12 protein-coding genes are annotated in these 14,550 nt (G+C 72.0%); 2 read left to right on the plus strand and 10 right to left on the minus strand.

What is annotated here, in order from left to right; all coding sequences use genetic code 11:
* Positions 1 to 5: 5 nt before the first annotated feature.
* Both hisS and aspS read left to right on the plus strand, forming a co-directional pair.
* On the plus strand, positions 6 to 1,286 hold the full coding sequence (gene hisS, locus ACH01S_RS22080) for a histidine--tRNA ligase (RefSeq protein WP_067894393.1): 1,281 nt from the start codon (positions 6 to 8) through the stop codon (positions 1,284 to 1,286).
* Positions 1,283 to 3,043: an aspartate--tRNA ligase gene (gene aspS, locus ACH01S_RS22085; protein WP_067894397.1), complete on the plus strand. Its 1,761-nt coding sequence runs from the start codon at positions 1,283 to 1,285 to the stop codon at positions 3,041 to 3,043. Before hisS ends, aspS begins: the two co-directional genes overlap by 4 nt.
* A gap of 25 nt (positions 3,044 to 3,068) precedes the next feature.
* On the opposite strand, the gene ACH01S_RS22090 is transcribed toward aspS, so the two are convergent.
* The 10 genes from ACH01S_RS22090 to ACH01S_RS22135 form a co-directional block, all read right to left on the minus strand.
* Entirely contained in the window at positions 3,069 to 5,243 is a 2,175-nt protein-coding gene (locus tag ACH01S_RS22090; protein ID WP_067894642.1) for a RelA/SpoT family protein, read from the minus strand.
* Between the two features lie 565 nt (positions 5,244 to 5,808).
* Positions 5,809 to 6,333 carry an adenine phosphoribosyltransferase gene (locus tag ACH01S_RS22095; RefSeq protein WP_067894400.1) on the minus strand — a complete coding sequence of 175 codons (525 nt, stop codon included), beginning with the start codon at positions 6,331 to 6,333 and terminating at the stop codon, positions 5,809 to 5,811.
* A 124-nt stretch (positions 6,334 to 6,457) separates the two neighbouring features.
* Positions 6,458 to 7,630 (minus strand): protein translocase subunit SecF, encoded by a 1,173-nt coding sequence (gene secF / locus ACH01S_RS22100; RefSeq protein WP_067894403.1) that lies wholly within the window; start codon positions 7,628 to 7,630, stop codon positions 6,458 to 6,460.
* A 3-nt stretch (positions 7,631 to 7,633) separates the two neighbouring features.
* Positions 7,634 to 9,367 carry a protein translocase subunit SecD gene (gene secD, locus ACH01S_RS22105; protein WP_246237220.1) on the minus strand — a complete coding sequence of 578 codons (1,734 nt, stop codon included), beginning with the start codon at positions 9,365 to 9,367 and terminating at the stop codon, positions 7,634 to 7,636.
* A 119-nt stretch (positions 9,368 to 9,486) separates the two neighbouring features.
* The gene (yajC, locus tag ACH01S_RS22110; RefSeq protein WP_067894409.1) at positions 9,487 to 9,990 is read right to left on the minus strand and encodes a preprotein translocase subunit YajC; all 504 of its coding nucleotides are present in this window, start codon (positions 9,988 to 9,990) and stop codon (positions 9,487 to 9,489) included.
* 178 nt (positions 9,991 to 10,168) lie between these two features.
* Positions 10,169 to 11,236: a Holliday junction branch migration DNA helicase RuvB gene (ruvB, locus tag ACH01S_RS22115; RefSeq protein WP_067894412.1), complete on the minus strand. Its 1,068-nt coding sequence runs from the start codon at positions 11,234 to 11,236 to the stop codon at positions 10,169 to 10,171.
* Between the two features lie 52 nt (positions 11,237 to 11,288).
* Positions 11,289 to 11,897, minus strand: coding sequence for a Holliday junction branch migration protein RuvA (gene ruvA / locus ACH01S_RS22120; RefSeq protein WP_067894415.1), 609 nt, complete (start codon positions 11,895 to 11,897; stop codon positions 11,289 to 11,291).
* Positions 11,894 to 12,469: a crossover junction endodeoxyribonuclease RuvC gene (gene ruvC, locus ACH01S_RS22125; protein WP_067894418.1), complete on the minus strand. Its 576-nt coding sequence runs from the start codon at positions 12,467 to 12,469 to the stop codon at positions 11,894 to 11,896. Before ruvC ends, ruvA begins: the two co-directional genes overlap by 4 nt.
* A 93-nt stretch (positions 12,470 to 12,562) precedes the next feature.
* Positions 12,563 to 13,714, minus strand: a complete 1,152-nt coding sequence (locus tag ACH01S_RS22130) for a GNAT family N-acetyltransferase (RefSeq protein ID WP_067894426.1) — start codon at positions 13,712 to 13,714, stop codon at positions 12,563 to 12,565.
* Between the two features lie 78 nt (positions 13,715 to 13,792).
* Positions 13,793 to 14,548 (minus strand): YebC/PmpR family DNA-binding transcriptional regulator, encoded by a 756-nt coding sequence (locus ACH01S_RS22135; protein ID WP_067894429.1) that lies wholly within the window; start codon positions 14,546 to 14,548, stop codon positions 13,793 to 13,795.
* Positions 14,549 to 14,550 lie beyond the last annotated feature (2 nt).

Consider the following 14,550-nt stretch of genomic DNA (forward strand, 5'->3'; position numbering starts at 1 on the left):
AGACCATGAGTTCGAGCTTCCGGGCCCCCAAGGGGGTCAGTGAATACGTCCCGCCGCGCGCGGACCTTCTCTACGCCGTCCGCGAGGCGTTCGCCGAGCGGGCGCGGCTGGCCGGCTACGGCTACCTGGAGCTGGCCGTCTTCGAGGACACCAACCTCTTCAGGCGCGGCGTCGGCGAGTCCACCGACGTGGTGTCCAAGGAGATGTACACCTTCGAGGACCGCGGCGGCCGGTCGCTGACGCTGCGCCCCGAGTTCACCGCGTCGGTGCTGCGCGCCGTCCTGGAGAACAACCTGCACCGGGGCGCGCTGCCGGTGAAGGTGTGGACGACCGGCCCCGCGTTCCGCGCGGAGCGCCCGCAGCAGGGCAGGTACCGGCAGTTCTACCAGCTCGACCTGGAGGCGATCGGCAGCGAGGACCCGCGCGTCGACGCCGAGACGATCGCGATCGCGTGGCACTGGTACCGGTCCCTCGGGCTGACGCGGGTGCGGCTGCTGCTGAACTCGCTCGGCTGCAAGGAGTGCCGCCCGGCCTACCGCGCCCTGCTGCAGGACTTCCTGCGCGGCCTCGACCTCGACGAGGACACCCGCGCCCGCGTCGAGATCAACCCGCTCCGGGTGCTGGACGACAAGCGCCCCCAGGTCCGGGCCCAGCTCGCCGGCGCCCCGCTGATGGCCGACCACCTGTGCCCGGCGTGCAAGGCCTACCACGACCGCGTCCGCGAGCTGCTCGCCGACCTCGGCATCGAGTGGGAGGACACGCCCACCCTCGTGCGCGGGCTCGACTACTACACCCGGACGACCTACGAGTTCGACCACCCGCTGCTCGGCGCGCAGTCCGGCATCGGCGGCGGCGGGCGCTACGACGGCCTGTCGGAGGACATCGGCGGCCCGCCGCTGCCCGGCATCGGGTTCGGCCTCGGCCTCGACCGCACGCTCCTCGCGCTGGACGCCGAATCGCAGGAGGGCGGGGAGGCGGCGTTCGAGCCGCGGTCGCGCTGCGAGGCGTTCGGGGTGGCGCTCGGCGACGCGGCGGAGCGGCGGATGTTCGCGCTGGTGGACGAGCTGCGCCGGGCCGGGATCGCCGCCGACATGGCGTTCGGCGGCAAGCGGCTGAAGGGCGCGATGAAGGACGCCGACCGGTCCGGCGCCCGGTACGCCGTGATCCTCGGGGAGCGAGATATCGCGGACGGCGTCGCCCAGGTCAAGGACCTGGCCGAGGGCGAGCAGACCGCCGTCCCGCTCACCGGCATCGTCACGACGTTGAAGGAGAGGCTCTCCAAATGATCCGCACGCACGAGGCGGGGACGCTCCGCAAGGAGCACGCCGGGCAGCAGGTCACGCTGGCCGGCTGGGTCGGCCGCCGCCGCGACCACGGCGGCGTCACGTTCATCGACCTGCGGGACGCCTCCGGCGTCGCCCAGGTGGTCTTCCGCGAGGAGGACGCCGCGCACGACCTCCGCTCGGAGTTCTGCGTCAAGGTCGTCGGGGAGGTGCGCGTCCGCCCGCCGGGCAACGAGAACCCCGAGCTGCCGACCGGCGACGTCGAGGTCGCCGCCGCCGACATCGAGGTGCTGTCGGACGCGGCGCCGCTGCCGTTCCCGATCGAGGGCGACGTCAACGTCAACGAGGAGATCCGGCTCAAGTACCGCTACCTCGACCTGCGCCGCGACTCCGTCGCGCGGGCGATGAAGGTGCGCTCGGAGGCGTCGTTCCTGGCGCACGAGGTGATGCGCGAGCACGGCTTCGTCAACGTGGAGACGCCGACGCTGACCCGCTCGACGCCGGAGGGCGCGCGCGACTTCGTCGTCCCCGTCCGGCTCAAGCCGGGCCACTGGTACGCGCTGCCGCAGTCGCCGCAGCTGTTCAAGCAGCTCCTCATGGTCGGCGGGCTGGAGCGCTACTACCAGATCGCCCGCTGCTACCGCGACGAGGACTTCCGCGCCGACCGGCAGCCCGAGTTCACCCAGATCGACATCGAGATGTCGTTCGCCGACCAGGACGACGTCCTCAAGGTCGGCGAGGACCTCGTCGCGCGGCTGTGGAAGGAGATCGCCGGGTACGAGATCCCGCGCCCGATCCCCCACATCACCTACGCCGACGCGATGGCCCGGTACGGCTCCGACAAGCCCGACCTGCGGTTCGGCCTGGAGCTGACCGACATGACCGAGTACTTCTCCGGCACGTCGTTCCGCGTCTTCCAGGCCCCGTACGTCGGCGCGGTCGTGATGCCGGGCGGCGCGTCCCAGACCCGCAAGGAACTGGACGCCTGGCAGGACTGGGCCAAGGCGCGCGGCGCCCGCGGCCTCGCGTACGTGCTCGTCCAGGACGACGGGACGCTCGGCGGCCCCGTCGCGAAGAACCTGTCCGACGCCGAGAAGGACGGCCTCGCCGCGAAGACCGGCGCCGCCCCCGGCGACGCGGTGTTCTTCGGCGCCGGGAAGCGGCACGCCACGCAGGAGCTGCTCGGCGCCGCCCGGCTGGAGATCGGCCGCCGCCGCGACCTGATAGACGAGACGGCGTGGGAGTTCGTCTGGGTCGTCGACGCGCCGATCTTCGAGCCGGTCGAGGACGACAAGGGCGAGCGGATCGGCTGGACGTCGGTGCACCACCCGTTCACCGCGCCGAAGCCGGAGTTCGCCGACACCTTCCACGACGACCCGGGCTCGGCCCTCGCCGACGCCTACGACCTCGTCCTCAACGGCAACGAGATCGGCGGCGGCTCCATCCGTATCCACCGGGCGGAGATGCAGCAGCGGGTGTTCGACGTGCTCGGCCTGTCGAAGGAGGAGGCCGAGTCGCAGTTCGGGTTCCTGCTGGAGGCGTTCAAGTTCGGCCCGCCCCCGCACGGTGGCATCGCCTTCGGCTGGGACCGGACCGTCATGCTCCTCGCCGGGCAGGACTCGATCCGCGACGTGATCGCGTTCCCGAAGGCGGCGTCCGGCTACGACCCGCTGACCGCCGCGCCCACGCCGATCAGCCCGCAGCAGCGCGCGGAGGCCGGCGTCGACGTGATCCCCGAGGACGAGCCCGCCGAAGACTAGGCGGACGAGGAAGGCGGCGCCGCCCCTAGCGGGTGGCGCCGCTCGTCGTCCGGTACACGTCGTACACGCCGTCTATGGACCGGACGGCCTTCAGCACGTGCCCGAGGTGCTTCGGGTCGCCCATCTCGAACGTGAACCGGCTGACCGCGACCCGGTCTCGGGTCGTCGTGACCGACGCCGACAGGATGTTCACGTGCTGGTCGGACAGAACGCGGGTCACGTCCGACAGCAGCCGGGGCCGGTCGAGCGCCTCCACCTGGATCGCGACGAGGAAGACCGAGTCCTCCCCGGGCGACCACTTGACGTCGATCAGCCGGTCGGGCTGCGACTTCAGGCTGGCGACGTTCGCGCAGTCGGCGCGGTGCACGGACACGCCGTGCCCGCGCGTCACGAACCCGACGATGTCGTCGCCCGGCACCGGCGTGCAGCACCGGGACAGGCGGACCCAGACGTCCGGGTCGTCCGCGACGACGACGCCCGGGTCGCCGGCGGGACGGCTCCGCTTGCGCCGCGTCGGCAGCGCGATCTCGGCGAGGTCCTCGTCGGCGGACTCGACGCCGCCGAGCGCGTCCACGAGCTTCTGGACGACGTTCTGCGCCGACACCTGGCTCTCGCCGACCGCCGCGTACAGCGACGACACGTCCGGGTAGCGCAGGTCGCGGGCGAGGGCGAGCAGCGCCTCGCCGGACATCATCCGCTGCAGCGGCATGTTCTGCTTGCGCATCGCGCGGGCGATGGCGTCCTTGCCGGACTCGATCGCGGTGTCGCGGCGCTCCTTGGAGAACCAGTGCTTGATCTTGTTGCGGGCGCGGGCGCTCTTGACGAAGCCGAGCCAGTCGCGGCTCGGGCCCGCGTCCTGCGACTTGGAGGTGAACACCTCGACGGTGTCGCCGTTGTCGAGGGTCGATTCGAGGGGGACGAGGCGCCCGTTGACGCGGGCGCCGATACATCGGTGCCCCACCTCGGTGTGGATCGCGTACGCGAAGTCGACCGGCGTCGCGCCCTGCGGCAGGGCGATCACGTCGCCCTTCGGCGTGAACACGAACACCTCGGACACCGACAGGTCGAACCGCAGCGACTCCAGGAACTCGGCCGGGTCGGCGGTCTCCTTCTGCCAGTCGAGGAGCTGGCGGAGCCACTGCATGTCACCGGCCTTGCGGCCGCCGACCGTCTCCTCCTTGTACTTCCAGTGCGCGGCGACGCCGTACTCGGCGCGGCGGTGCATGCCCCACGTCCGGATCTGCAGCTCGACGGGCTTGCCCTCCGGGCCGATCACCGTCGTGTGCAGCGACTGATACATGTTGAACTTCGGCATCGCGATGTAGTCCTTGAACCGGCCGGGGACCGGGTTCCACCGCGCGTGGATCGAGCCGAGGGCGGCGTAGCAGTCGCGGACGCTGTCGACGAGGACCCGGATGCCGACCAGGTCGTAGATGTCGTCGAAGCTGACGTCCCGCGCGATCATCTTCTGGTAGATCGAGTAGTAGTGCTTCGGCCGCCCGGTCACGGTGGCCTTGATCCGGGCCTCGCGCAGGTCGGTGGAGACGTTCTCGATCACTTCCTGCAGGTAGACGTCGCGGCGCGGGGCGCGCTCGGACACCAGCCTGGCGATCTCGTCGAACCGCTTCGGGTACAGGGTGGCGAACGCGAGGTCCTCCAGCTCCCACTTCAGCGTGTTCATCCCGAGGCGGTGCGCGAGCGGCGCGAACACCTCAAGCGTCTCGCGGGCCTTCTTCTCCTGCTTGTGCCGCGGCATGTAGCGCAGCGTGCGCATGTTGTGCAGCCGGTCGCCGAGCTTGATCACCAGGACGCGGATGTCGCGGGACATCGCCACGACCATCTTGCGGACGGTCTCGGCCTCCGCCGCCTCCCCGTACTTGACCTTGTCGAGCTTGGTGACGCCGTCGACGAGCGCGCCGATCTCGTCGCCGAACTCGGTGGTCAGCTGCTCCAGCGTGTACGGGGTGTCCTCGACGGTGTCGTGCAGGAGCGCCGCGCAGAGCGTCTCGGTGTTCATGCCGAGCTCGGCGAGGATCGTCGCGACCGCGAGGGGATGCGTGATGTAGGGGTCGCCGCTCTTGCGCTTCTGGTGGCGGTGGTAGTGGGCGGCGACGTCGTAGGCGCGCTCGATGAGCCGCAGGTCCGCCTTCGGGTGGGTGTTGCGGACCGTCTTGATCAGTGGTTCGAGTACCGGGTTCATAGCGGGGCCGCGCTGGGCGCCCAACCTGGCGAGCCTACGGCGCACCCGGGCGGCAGACGGTGGAATCGTGGCCGGCGTGGGCCTGGACGGGACGGCGGGCCCGGAGTTCCGGGCGGACGCCGCGGGCTTCTCGGCGCCGGTCGCCCTGCCGGACTTGTCGGCGGGCTTGTCGGCGGGCTCGGCGGGCTTGTCGGCGGCGGGGTCGGCGGGCTTCTCGGCGGGTTTTCGGTCAGGGGCTTCGGCCGGGCTTTCGGCGGGTTCGCCGGGCGCGGGCTTCGCGGCGGCCGGCTTCGCGGCGGACGGTTCGGCGGGCCTGTCGGTCGGTGCTCGCCGCGCGCCGGGCCTCCCGGCGGCGGGCTGCTGCCCGGGCGGGCGCTCCGGCCCCGGCGGCGCCTGGACGTCCCCCGTCGTCGGCGCGGCGGTGTCCTTCACCGCGTCGGTCGATACCACCTCACCTGGCACCCAGCCTCCTTGGTCCACGCGGGCGCTCATTCCCCCGACCCGCGGGGTGCGCCCGTCCCCACCGGGCCCTGATGGCGCCAGTGTATCCGGCGCCTATTTCGTACTAGACCGTAACGAGTGAATGGACGTCCAGATTCCGCAGCTTGTCGCGCCCGTTCAGGAACGACAGCTCCAGCAGGACGGACAGCCCGGCGATCTCCCCGCCGCCCCGGCGGACGAGTTCGGCGGTGGCCGCGGCCGTCCCGCCGGTGGCGAGGACGTCGTCGACGATCAGTACACGGTCGCCCGGTTCGAGCGCGTCGAGATGGATCTCGATCGTCTCGGTCCCGTACTCGAGATCATAGGTCTCCTCGTGGGTCGCCGCGGGCAGTTTCCCCTTCTTGCGCACCGGCACGAAGCCGGCGCCGAAGTGGTAGGCGACGGGCGCGGCGAGGATGAACCCGCGCGCCTCGATCCCGACGATCTTGTCGATGGTGCCGCGGCCGTGGTGGTTGACGATCGCGTCCACGACGCCCGCGAACGCGACGTGGTCGGCCAGCAGCGGCGTGATGTCCTTGAAGACGACCCCGGCCTTCGGGTAGTCGTCCACGTCGCGGATCCGGTCCTGGATCAGCTTGCCGAGGTCCACGTTGCGCTCCCTGTGACGTATTCCACTCTCGTGCGGCCCGGGCGGACGGGCCCGGACACGCGCCGTGCCCGCGTCCGCCGGGGCTGACTCGCCCCGGCGGGCGCGGGCACGGCCGCCGGACGGCTTACTTGCCGCCGCGGCGCTGCTGCCGGGTGCCGCGCTTCGGCTGCTGGCGCGGCCCGGTGTTCACGACCTTGCGGACGGTGACGGCGCTGCGGACGTCGTCGGCGGACCCGCCCGCGTCGTCGGCCGCGTCCTGCCCGGACGGCTCGTCGTCCGACCCGCCGCCGGAGGCGCCCGCCGTCGCCTTGACCTTCGCGGTCTTGGCCTGGCGCTTCGTGCTCTGCTCGCGCCGGGCGATGTTCTGGCGGATCTGCTTGTACTTCGGCTCGCGCTCCTTGAACTGCACGAGCAGCGGCGTCGCCACGCAGATCGACGAGTACGTCCCGACGATCATGCCGACGAACAGCGCGAGCGACAGGTCCTTCAGGGTGCCCGCGCCGAACAGCGTCGTCCCGATGAACAGGATCGCGCCGACCGGCAGGATCGCCACCAGCGAGGTGTTCAGGGAGCGGACCAGCGTGCTGCTGAGCGCCTGGTTGGCCGCCTCGCTGTAGGTGGTCTTGGACGTCGGCCCGAGCGGTTTCGTGACCTCCTTGATCATGTCGAAGACCACGACCGCGTCGTAGAGCGAGTACCCGAGGATCGTCAGGAAGCCGAGCAGCGTCGCCGGGGTGACCTCGAAGCCGGACCAGGCGTACACGCCCGCCGTGATGATCAGGTCGTGCACCAGCGCGACGACGGCGGCGAGCGCCATCCGCCACTCGAACGCGACGGACAGGTAGCCGATGATCAAGATCATGAAGACGATGAGCGCCTGCCACGCCTTCTTCTGGATCTCACCGCCCCACGAGGCGCCGACGACCTGGGTGCTGATCTTGTCGGGGGCGACGCTCAGCTTCTTGGCGACGTTCGTCTTGACCTCGGTGACCTGGGCCGACGACAGGCTCTCCGTCGTCACCCGCCAGTCACCGCCGGCCTTCTGCACGATCGCCTGGTGCGCGCCGCCGCCGGTGACGGCGCCGCGCACGTCCTCGATCGAGGTGCCCGCGGACTTGAAGGTGAAGACGGAGCCGCCCTTGAACTCGACGCCGAAGTTCAGCCCCTGGACGAGCAGCCCGGCGATCGACAGGGCCAGCAGCAGCCCGGAGATCGTGGCCCAGATCTTCGGGCGGCCGACGATGTCGGCGCTGATCTCGCCCCGGTAGACCCGTGAGGTCACCGCACGCAGTCCCATGGCTCAGCCCTCCTGGCTCGTGCCGACGGCGGCGGCGGACGACTTCTGCGCCGCGCGGTGCAGCCGTCTCGGGTCGAGCCCGGACAGCGGATGGCCCCGGCCGAAGAAGTTCGTCCGGGACAGGAGCGCCACCAGCGGCTTCGTGAAGAAGAACACCACGACGATGTCGATCAGCGTCGTCAGGCCCATCGCGAACGCGAACCCGGCGACGCCGCCGACCGCGAGGAAGTACAGCACCAGCGCGGCGAGGAACGTCACGGCGTCGGCGACGAGGATGGTGCGCCGCGCCCGCTTCCAGGCGTTCTCGACCGACGGGCGGAGCCGGCGGCCGGCGCGCAGCTCGTCCCGCAGGCGCTCGAAGTAGACGATGAACGAGTCGGCCGTGATGCCGATGGAGACGATCAGGCCGATGATGTGCGGCAGCGACAGCCGGAAGCCCATCCCCTCGCCGAGGATGACGACCGCGAGGTAGGTGACCATGGACGCCACCGCGAGGCTGGACACCGCCACGAGGCCGAGTCCCCGGTAGTAGAACAGGCAGTAGAGCACGACGAGCCCGAGCCCGATCGCGCCCGCGATGAGGCCGCCGGTGAGCTGGTCGGAGCCGAGCGTCGACGACACCTCGTCGATCGAGCTCTGCTTGAACTCAAGGGGCAGCGCGCCGTACTTCAGCACGTTGGCGAGGTCGTTGGCGTACTGCTGGTCGAAGCTCTCGGGCGGGCCGTCGATGCTGGCGGTGCCGCCGGTGATCGCGCCCTCCCGGATGCTCGGCGCGGAGACGACCTGGCCGTCCAGGACGATCGCGACCTGTGCCCGCGGGGAGTTCGGGTCCTGCTGGTAGGCGCCGTAGGCGTCGGTGGTGACCGCGCCGAACTGGCGGGCGCCCTTGCCGTCGAACTTCAGCGACACCGACCAGCTCGCCTGGCCCTGCTGGGAGTTCGGCGGCATCGCGTTGGCCTTGTCGACGTTCTCGCCGAGGACCCGGACCGGGCCGAGGATGTACTTGGTGACCCGGTCGTCCTCCGCCTTCTGGTCGCAGGCGGCGACGAACTGGCGGTTCGGGTCGTTCGCGCCGGGAGCGCGCTTGTCGCCGCCGTAGCAGTCGAGCGACTCGAACTGCTTGATCACCGCTTTGTCGGTGACGCCGGGGTAGTCCTGCGCGGGCGCCTGCGGCTGCCCGGACGGCTGCACCAGCGGCGACGACGGCGACGGCGTGGCCGCCGGGGAGCCGGACCCGGACGGCTTCGGCGTCGGCGCGGCCAGCGCGCCCGACAGCGCCCGGCCGCGCGGCGTGGCCGTCCCGGACGGGGACGCCGACGCGCCCCCGGACGGCGACGCGGACGGCGACGGGCTCTTGCCGTCCTTCTTCGACCCGTCCTTGGCCTTGCCGGTGGGGCTCGGCGTCGGGGCCGGCGGCGCGCCCGAGGTGGGCTTGCCGTCGGCGACCGCGAACACCTGCCGGAACTGGAGCTTGGCGGTGGTTCCGATCAGGTTGACGACGCGGCCCTGTCCCTCGCCGGGGACGTTCACCACGATGTTGTTGCTGCCCTGCTTGGTGACCTCCGCGTCCGACACCCCGAGGCCGTTGACCCGCTGAGTCATGATCTTGACGGCCTGGTTCATCTGCTCGGCCGGCGGGTTCTTGCCGTTCGGGGTCTTGGCGGTGAGGGTCACGGTCGTCCCGCCGGCGAGGTCGAGCCCGAGCTTGGGCTTCGTCTGCCCTTGCCAGACCGCCACGCCGGCGAGGACGACCAAGGTAGCGAAGAGCGCGAGGAGCGTGCGCCCAGGCTTGGGAGCGCTGCTTGACGGAGCCACTTGTCGTCTTACTTCCCGTCTGGAGTCGAAACCGGAAGAGATCAGGCGGACGGCTTGTCCGCCGCCTTGACCTTGGCCCTCCCCTTGGGCTCGGACTCGTCCGCCCCGTCTTCACCGTCCGCCTCGTCCTCTGCCGAGGCGTCGGTGCCGGCGTCCTTGGGCAGGTCGACGCGGTCGTCGTCCCCGTCCTGGTCGTCGCCGTCCCCCTCAAGCTCGTCGTCGAGCTCGTCGTCGACCTCGTCCGGGTCGTCGTCCTTGAGGACCTGCATCACGGCCTGCTTGACGAAGCGGACCTCGACGCCCTCGGCGATCTCCAGCACGACGCCGTCGTCGTCGACCTCCACGACGGTGGCCCGCATCCCGCTGGTCGTCAGCACGCGCGCGCCTGGCGTCATCGCGTTCTGCATCTGCATCTGCTCCTTGCGCCGCCTGCTCTGCGGGCGGATCAGCAAGAAGTAGAAGACCAGGGGAACGGCGAGGAGCAGCAGCAGGTTGAAGGCCCCGCTTCCGCCCGAGCCCGCCGCGATAATCATGTCGCTGCCCATTACCGGGGCATCCTTCCGATGTCGTTTGCCCAGCCAGTGACCGGACCGGTCACGTACCACGGGACCGCCGGCTGGAGACGGTGAACCAGGTCCCGGAGTCTAGAGAGTACGCGAGACCCCGGCAACGACGCGACGATCGGTGACGCCGGGAAGTTCCCAACCCGTTACCCGAAGATCATCATTCCGAGCTTTCCGGATCGTCCCGGTCCATATCGAACAGCGTCCCGGCCATGGGCGCGGTCGGCGGCGGGGTCAGCCCCAGATGCGCCCAAGCGGCGCCCGTGGCGACCCTCCCGCGCGGCGTCCTGGCCAGCAGGCCTTGCCGGACGAGGAAGGGCTCCGCGACGACCTCCACGGTCTCCGGCTCCTCCCCCACCGACACCGCCAGCGTCGACAGGCCGACCGGACCGCCGCCGAACTTGCGCAGCAGCGACCCGAGGACGGCCCGGTCGAGCCGGTCGAGGCCCCGTTGGTCCACCTCGTACAACGCGAGCGCGGACCGCGCGGATTCCCAGGTCACCGTCCCGTCGCCGCGGACCTCCGCGTAGTCGCGGACGCGCCGCAGCAGCCGGTTGGCGATCCGGGGGGTGCCGCGCGAGCGCCCGGCGACCTCGGCGGCGGCGTCGGCGGCGATCTCCACGTCCAGCAGCCGCGCCGACCGGCGGACGATCACCTCCAGTTCGGCGGGCTCGTAGAAGTCCATGTGCGCGACGAAGCCGAACCGGTCGCGCAGCGGGCCCGGCAGCATCCCGGCCCTGGTGGTGGCGCCGACCAGCGTGAACGGCGCGATGTCGAGCGGGATCGCGGTCGCGCCCGGGCCCTTGCCGACGACGACGTCGACGCGGAAGTCCTCCATGGCCATGTAGAGCATCTCTTCGGCGGGACGGGCCAGCCTATGGATCTCGTCTAGGAACAGGACCTCGCCCTCGGCGAGCGTGGACAGCACCGCCGCGAGGTCCCCGGCCCGCTCGATCGCCGGGCCGGACGAGATCCGCAGCGGCCGCCCCAGCTCCGCCGCGATGATCATGGCGAGGGTCGTCTTGCCGAGGCCGGGCCCGCCGGACAGCAGCACGTGGTCGGGCGTCCGGCCGCGCCGCAGCGCGCTGTGCAGCACCAGCGACAACTGCTCGCGGACGCGCTCCTGGCCGACGAAGTCGTCCAGCTTCTTCGGCCGCAGCGCGGCCTCGATCGCCTGCTCCTCGGCGCCGACCGCGTCCGCCGACACCAACCGCTCCGGCTCGCTCATCCGCGCCTCCCTGTGGGGGGACGACCCCCCACGCCCCCCGGCTCGCTTTCGCTCATCCTCTGCTCAACTTCTTCAGCGCGGACTTCAGCAGCACGGCGACGGGAGGCGTCTCGGCGCCGTCGAGGTCGGCCGCGACGGCGGAGACGGCGGCGTCGGCGTCCTTGGCGGACCAGCCGAGGTTGATCAGGCCCATCTGGACCTGCTCGCGCCACGGCTCGGCGCGGGCGGGCGCGCGGAGGTCGGCGGCGGCGTCCCCGACCGGGCCGCCGAGCCGGTCGCGCAGCTCCAGCACGATCCGCTGCGCCCCCTTCTTGCCGATGCCGGGGACCTTGGTCAGCGCGGTCAGGTCCTCGGCGGCGACCGCGTGGCGCAGCGCGTTCGGGGTGTGCACGGCCAGCATCGCCAGCGCCAGCCGGGGGCCGACGCCGCTCGCGGTCTGCAGCAGCTCGAACACGGTGCGCTCGTCGTCGTCGGCGAACCCGAAGAGGGTGAGGGAGTCCTCGCGGACGACCAGCGAGGTCGGGACCTTCGCGTGGTCGCCGACCCGGAGCCCGGCGAGCGTCGCGGGGGTGCACTGCACCGACAGGCCGACGCCGTGCACGTCGATCACCGCCCCGTCGGGTCCGGCGGCGGCCACCCGGCCGCTGACGAAGGCGATCACTGGCTGGTTCCTCCTCTGCTCCGGGCGGCGAGCCGAGCGCGCTCGGCCTCCGCCGCCTGCTCGATCCGCGTCCGCTGGGCGCGGGCGAGGCGGTCCCGCGCGCCGCCGCGCCACACGTGGCAGATGGCGAGCGCGAGGGCGTCGGCGGCGTCCGCCGGGGTCGGCGGCGCGTCCAGCGCGAGCAGGCGCGTCACCATCCTCGTCACCTGCGCCTTGTCGGCGCGGCCGTTGCCGGTGACGGCGGCCTTGGCCTCGCTCGGGGTGTGCAGCGCGACGGGCAGCCCGCGGCGGGCGGCCACCAGCATCGCGACCCCGGCGGCCTGCGCGGTGCCCATCACGGTGCGGACGTTGTGCTGGGCGAACACGCGCTCGACCGCGACGGCGTCGGGGCGCAGCTCGTCCACCAGCGCCTCGATGCCCGTCTCGATGCCGAGCAGGCGCAGGGCGACCTCGTCGCCGGGCGCGGTCCGCACGACGGACACGTGCACCAGCCGGAGCCGCTTGCCCGGGGCGCCCTCGACGACCCCCACCCCGCACCGGGTGAGCCCGGGGTCCACCCCCATCACCCGCACGGCCGCTCCTTCGATCACCTGTTCGGCCGAACACGCTACCAACTCGGCGTGACACCGGCACGGGCCGCGGGCGTGTCGGGCGGAAGGAGGCGCTCAGAAGTAGTCGAGGGTGAACGGCGCGGCGGCGAACGCGGCGGGCAGGACGCCCGGGTCGCCGCCCCCGAGCAGGCCGGACAGGCGCAGCGTCGGCACCGGCACGCCCGCGTAGAGCGCGGCGAGCCCCCGCGCCCCGACCCGGACGGCGGCCGGGTCCGCGGCGGAGCGTTCCAGCCGTCCGCGTCCGTCCGCGACCTCCAGCCGCCAGTGGCCCGAGTTCGCGGGGCACTGCGGGTCGTCGATCAGCAGCGGCGCCGAACCGGCGACGCCGTCGGGGAAGCCGCGCGCCTCGATCGCGGCGGGCACGTCCACCAGGCGCAGCATCCACTGGCTGCGGTGGACGTTCTCCTTCTCGCGCTCGCGCAGCATCCACAGCACCGGATCCATCGGAGACACGCACGCCCGGACGGTCTCGGCCGTCGAGGAGCCGGACCCGACGATCGCCCACAGGGCCCGCAGCGTCCGCTCCGACGACGCCACGATCTTGACGACCTCAAGGTGGGTGTTGCCGTCCGCCCACCGGTAGGCGAGGAAGCCGTCGTCGGCCAGATAACTGAAAAGGCCGGGCAGCGAGAGGATGCCCCGCCAGCGCGGCTCGTCGAAGCCGACCGGGCCGCAGTCGCGGGCGTCCTCGTGGGCGCGGTCGACGACGGCGGCGACCCGCGCCGCGTCCGCGGGCCCGGCCCGCCGGACGGGGACGCGCCCGGCGGCCACCGCGCGCAGTTCCTCGGCGGGCAGTTCGACGTGGTGCTGCGCGCCCGCGTGCTCCCAGCCGAGGCGCCGGTAGAGGGTCGTCGTGGCCGGATACAGCACGGCCAGCGAATGCCCGAACGCGGCGCACCGCTCCAGGAGGCTCGTGACCATCGTCCGGGCGAGCCCGCTCCCGCGCCGCTCGGGCGCGACGGTGATCGCGCTCACGCCGCCCATGGACACCGGCCTGCCGTGCCACCACTGCGTCATCGCGTACAGCGCGCCGGTGGCGACGACCTCGTCGCCGTCGAACCCGGCGAACTGCCGCCCGGCCTCGGCCGACGGCGCCGACATCTGGACGCGGCGGGCCCAGAGGTCGTCCGGGACGGGGCCGAAGGCGCGGGCGCGGATGTCGCGGACGCGGTCCATCTCGTCCGGTCGGAGCGCGCGAACCTGCATGATCGAGACGTTACGCCATGCCCCGGACGCGGAACGCCGCCGCCCCGGGCGGGCGGCGGCGTCGGCGGAAGGCGCGGCTCAGGCGTCGATCGCCGCCAGGACGTCGTCGGGGACGTCGAAGTTGGCGTAGACGTCCTGGACGTCGTCGGAGTCCTCCAGGGCGTCGAGGAGGCGGAACACCTTCTTGGCGTTGTCCTCGTCGAGGGGGACGGTGACGGTCGGCAGGAACTTGCTCTCCGCCGACTCGTAGTCGATCCCCGCGTCGACCAGGGCGGTGCGGACCGCGACGAGGTCGCCCGCCTCGCTGACGACCTCGAAGTTGTCCTCGTCGAGCTCGTTGACCTCTTCGGCCCCGGCGTCCAGGACGGCCATCATGACGTCGTCCTCGCTGGTGCCCGACTTCGGGACGATCACGACGCCCTTGCGGTTGAACATGTACGAGACCGAGCCGGGGTCGGCGAGGGACCCGCCGTTGCGGGTGAGCGCCACCCGCACCTCGGACGCGGCCCGGTTGCGGTTGTCGGTCAGGCACTCGATCAGGATCGCGACGCCGCCGGGCGCGTAGCCCTCGTAGGTGATGTTCTGCCAGTCGGCGCCTCCGGCCTCCTCACCGGCGCCGCGCTTGCGCGCGCGCTCGATGTTGTCGTTGGGGACGGAGTTCTTCTTCGCCTTGTAGATGGCGTCGTAGAGCGTCGGGTTGGCGTCGGGATCGCCGCCGCCGGTGCGCGCCGCCACCTCGATGTTCTTGATCAGCTTGGCGAAGAGCTTGCCCCGCTTGGCGTCGAGGGCAGCCTTCTTGTGCTTGGTGGTCGCCCATTTGGAATGGCCGGACATCT

It is taken from the genome of Actinomadura chibensis NBRC 106107, assembly GCF_001552135.1.
Taxonomy (GTDB): domain Bacteria; phylum Actinomycetota; class Actinomycetes; order Streptosporangiales; family Streptosporangiaceae; genus Spirillospora; species Spirillospora chibensis.

What these genes read in the sequence shown, in the direction of transcription:
- hisS (WP_067894393.1), top strand. Translation starts at nt 6, where the DNA reads ATGAGTTCGAGCTTCCGGGCCCCCAAGGGGGTCAGTGAATACGTCCCG.
- aspS (WP_067894397.1), top strand. Translation starts at nt 1,283, where the DNA reads ATGATCCGCACGCACGAGGCGGGGACGCTCCGCAAGGAGCACGCCGGG.
- ACH01S_RS22090 (WP_067894642.1), bottom strand. Translation starts at nt 5,243, where the DNA reads ATGAACCCGGTACTCGAACCACTGATCAAGACGGTCCGCAACACCCAC.
- secF (WP_067894403.1), bottom strand. Translation starts at nt 7,630, where the DNA reads ATGGGACTGCGTGCGGTGACCTCACGGGTCTACCGGGGCGAGATCAGC.
- yajC (WP_067894409.1), bottom strand. Translation starts at nt 9,990, where the DNA reads ATGGGCAGCGACATGATTATCGCGGCGGGCTCGGGCGGAAGCGGGGCC.
- ruvB (WP_067894412.1), bottom strand. Translation starts at nt 11,236, where the DNA reads ATGAGCGAGCCGGAGCGGTTGGTGTCGGCGGACGCGGTCGGCGCCGAG.
- ACH01S_RS22130 (WP_067894426.1), bottom strand. Translation starts at nt 13,714, where the DNA reads ATGCAGGTTCGCGCGCTCCGACCGGACGAGATGGACCGCGTCCGCGAC.
- ACH01S_RS22135 (WP_067894429.1), bottom strand. Translation starts at nt 14,548, where the DNA reads ATGTCCGGCCATTCCAAATGGGCGACCACCAAGCACAAGAAGGCTGCC.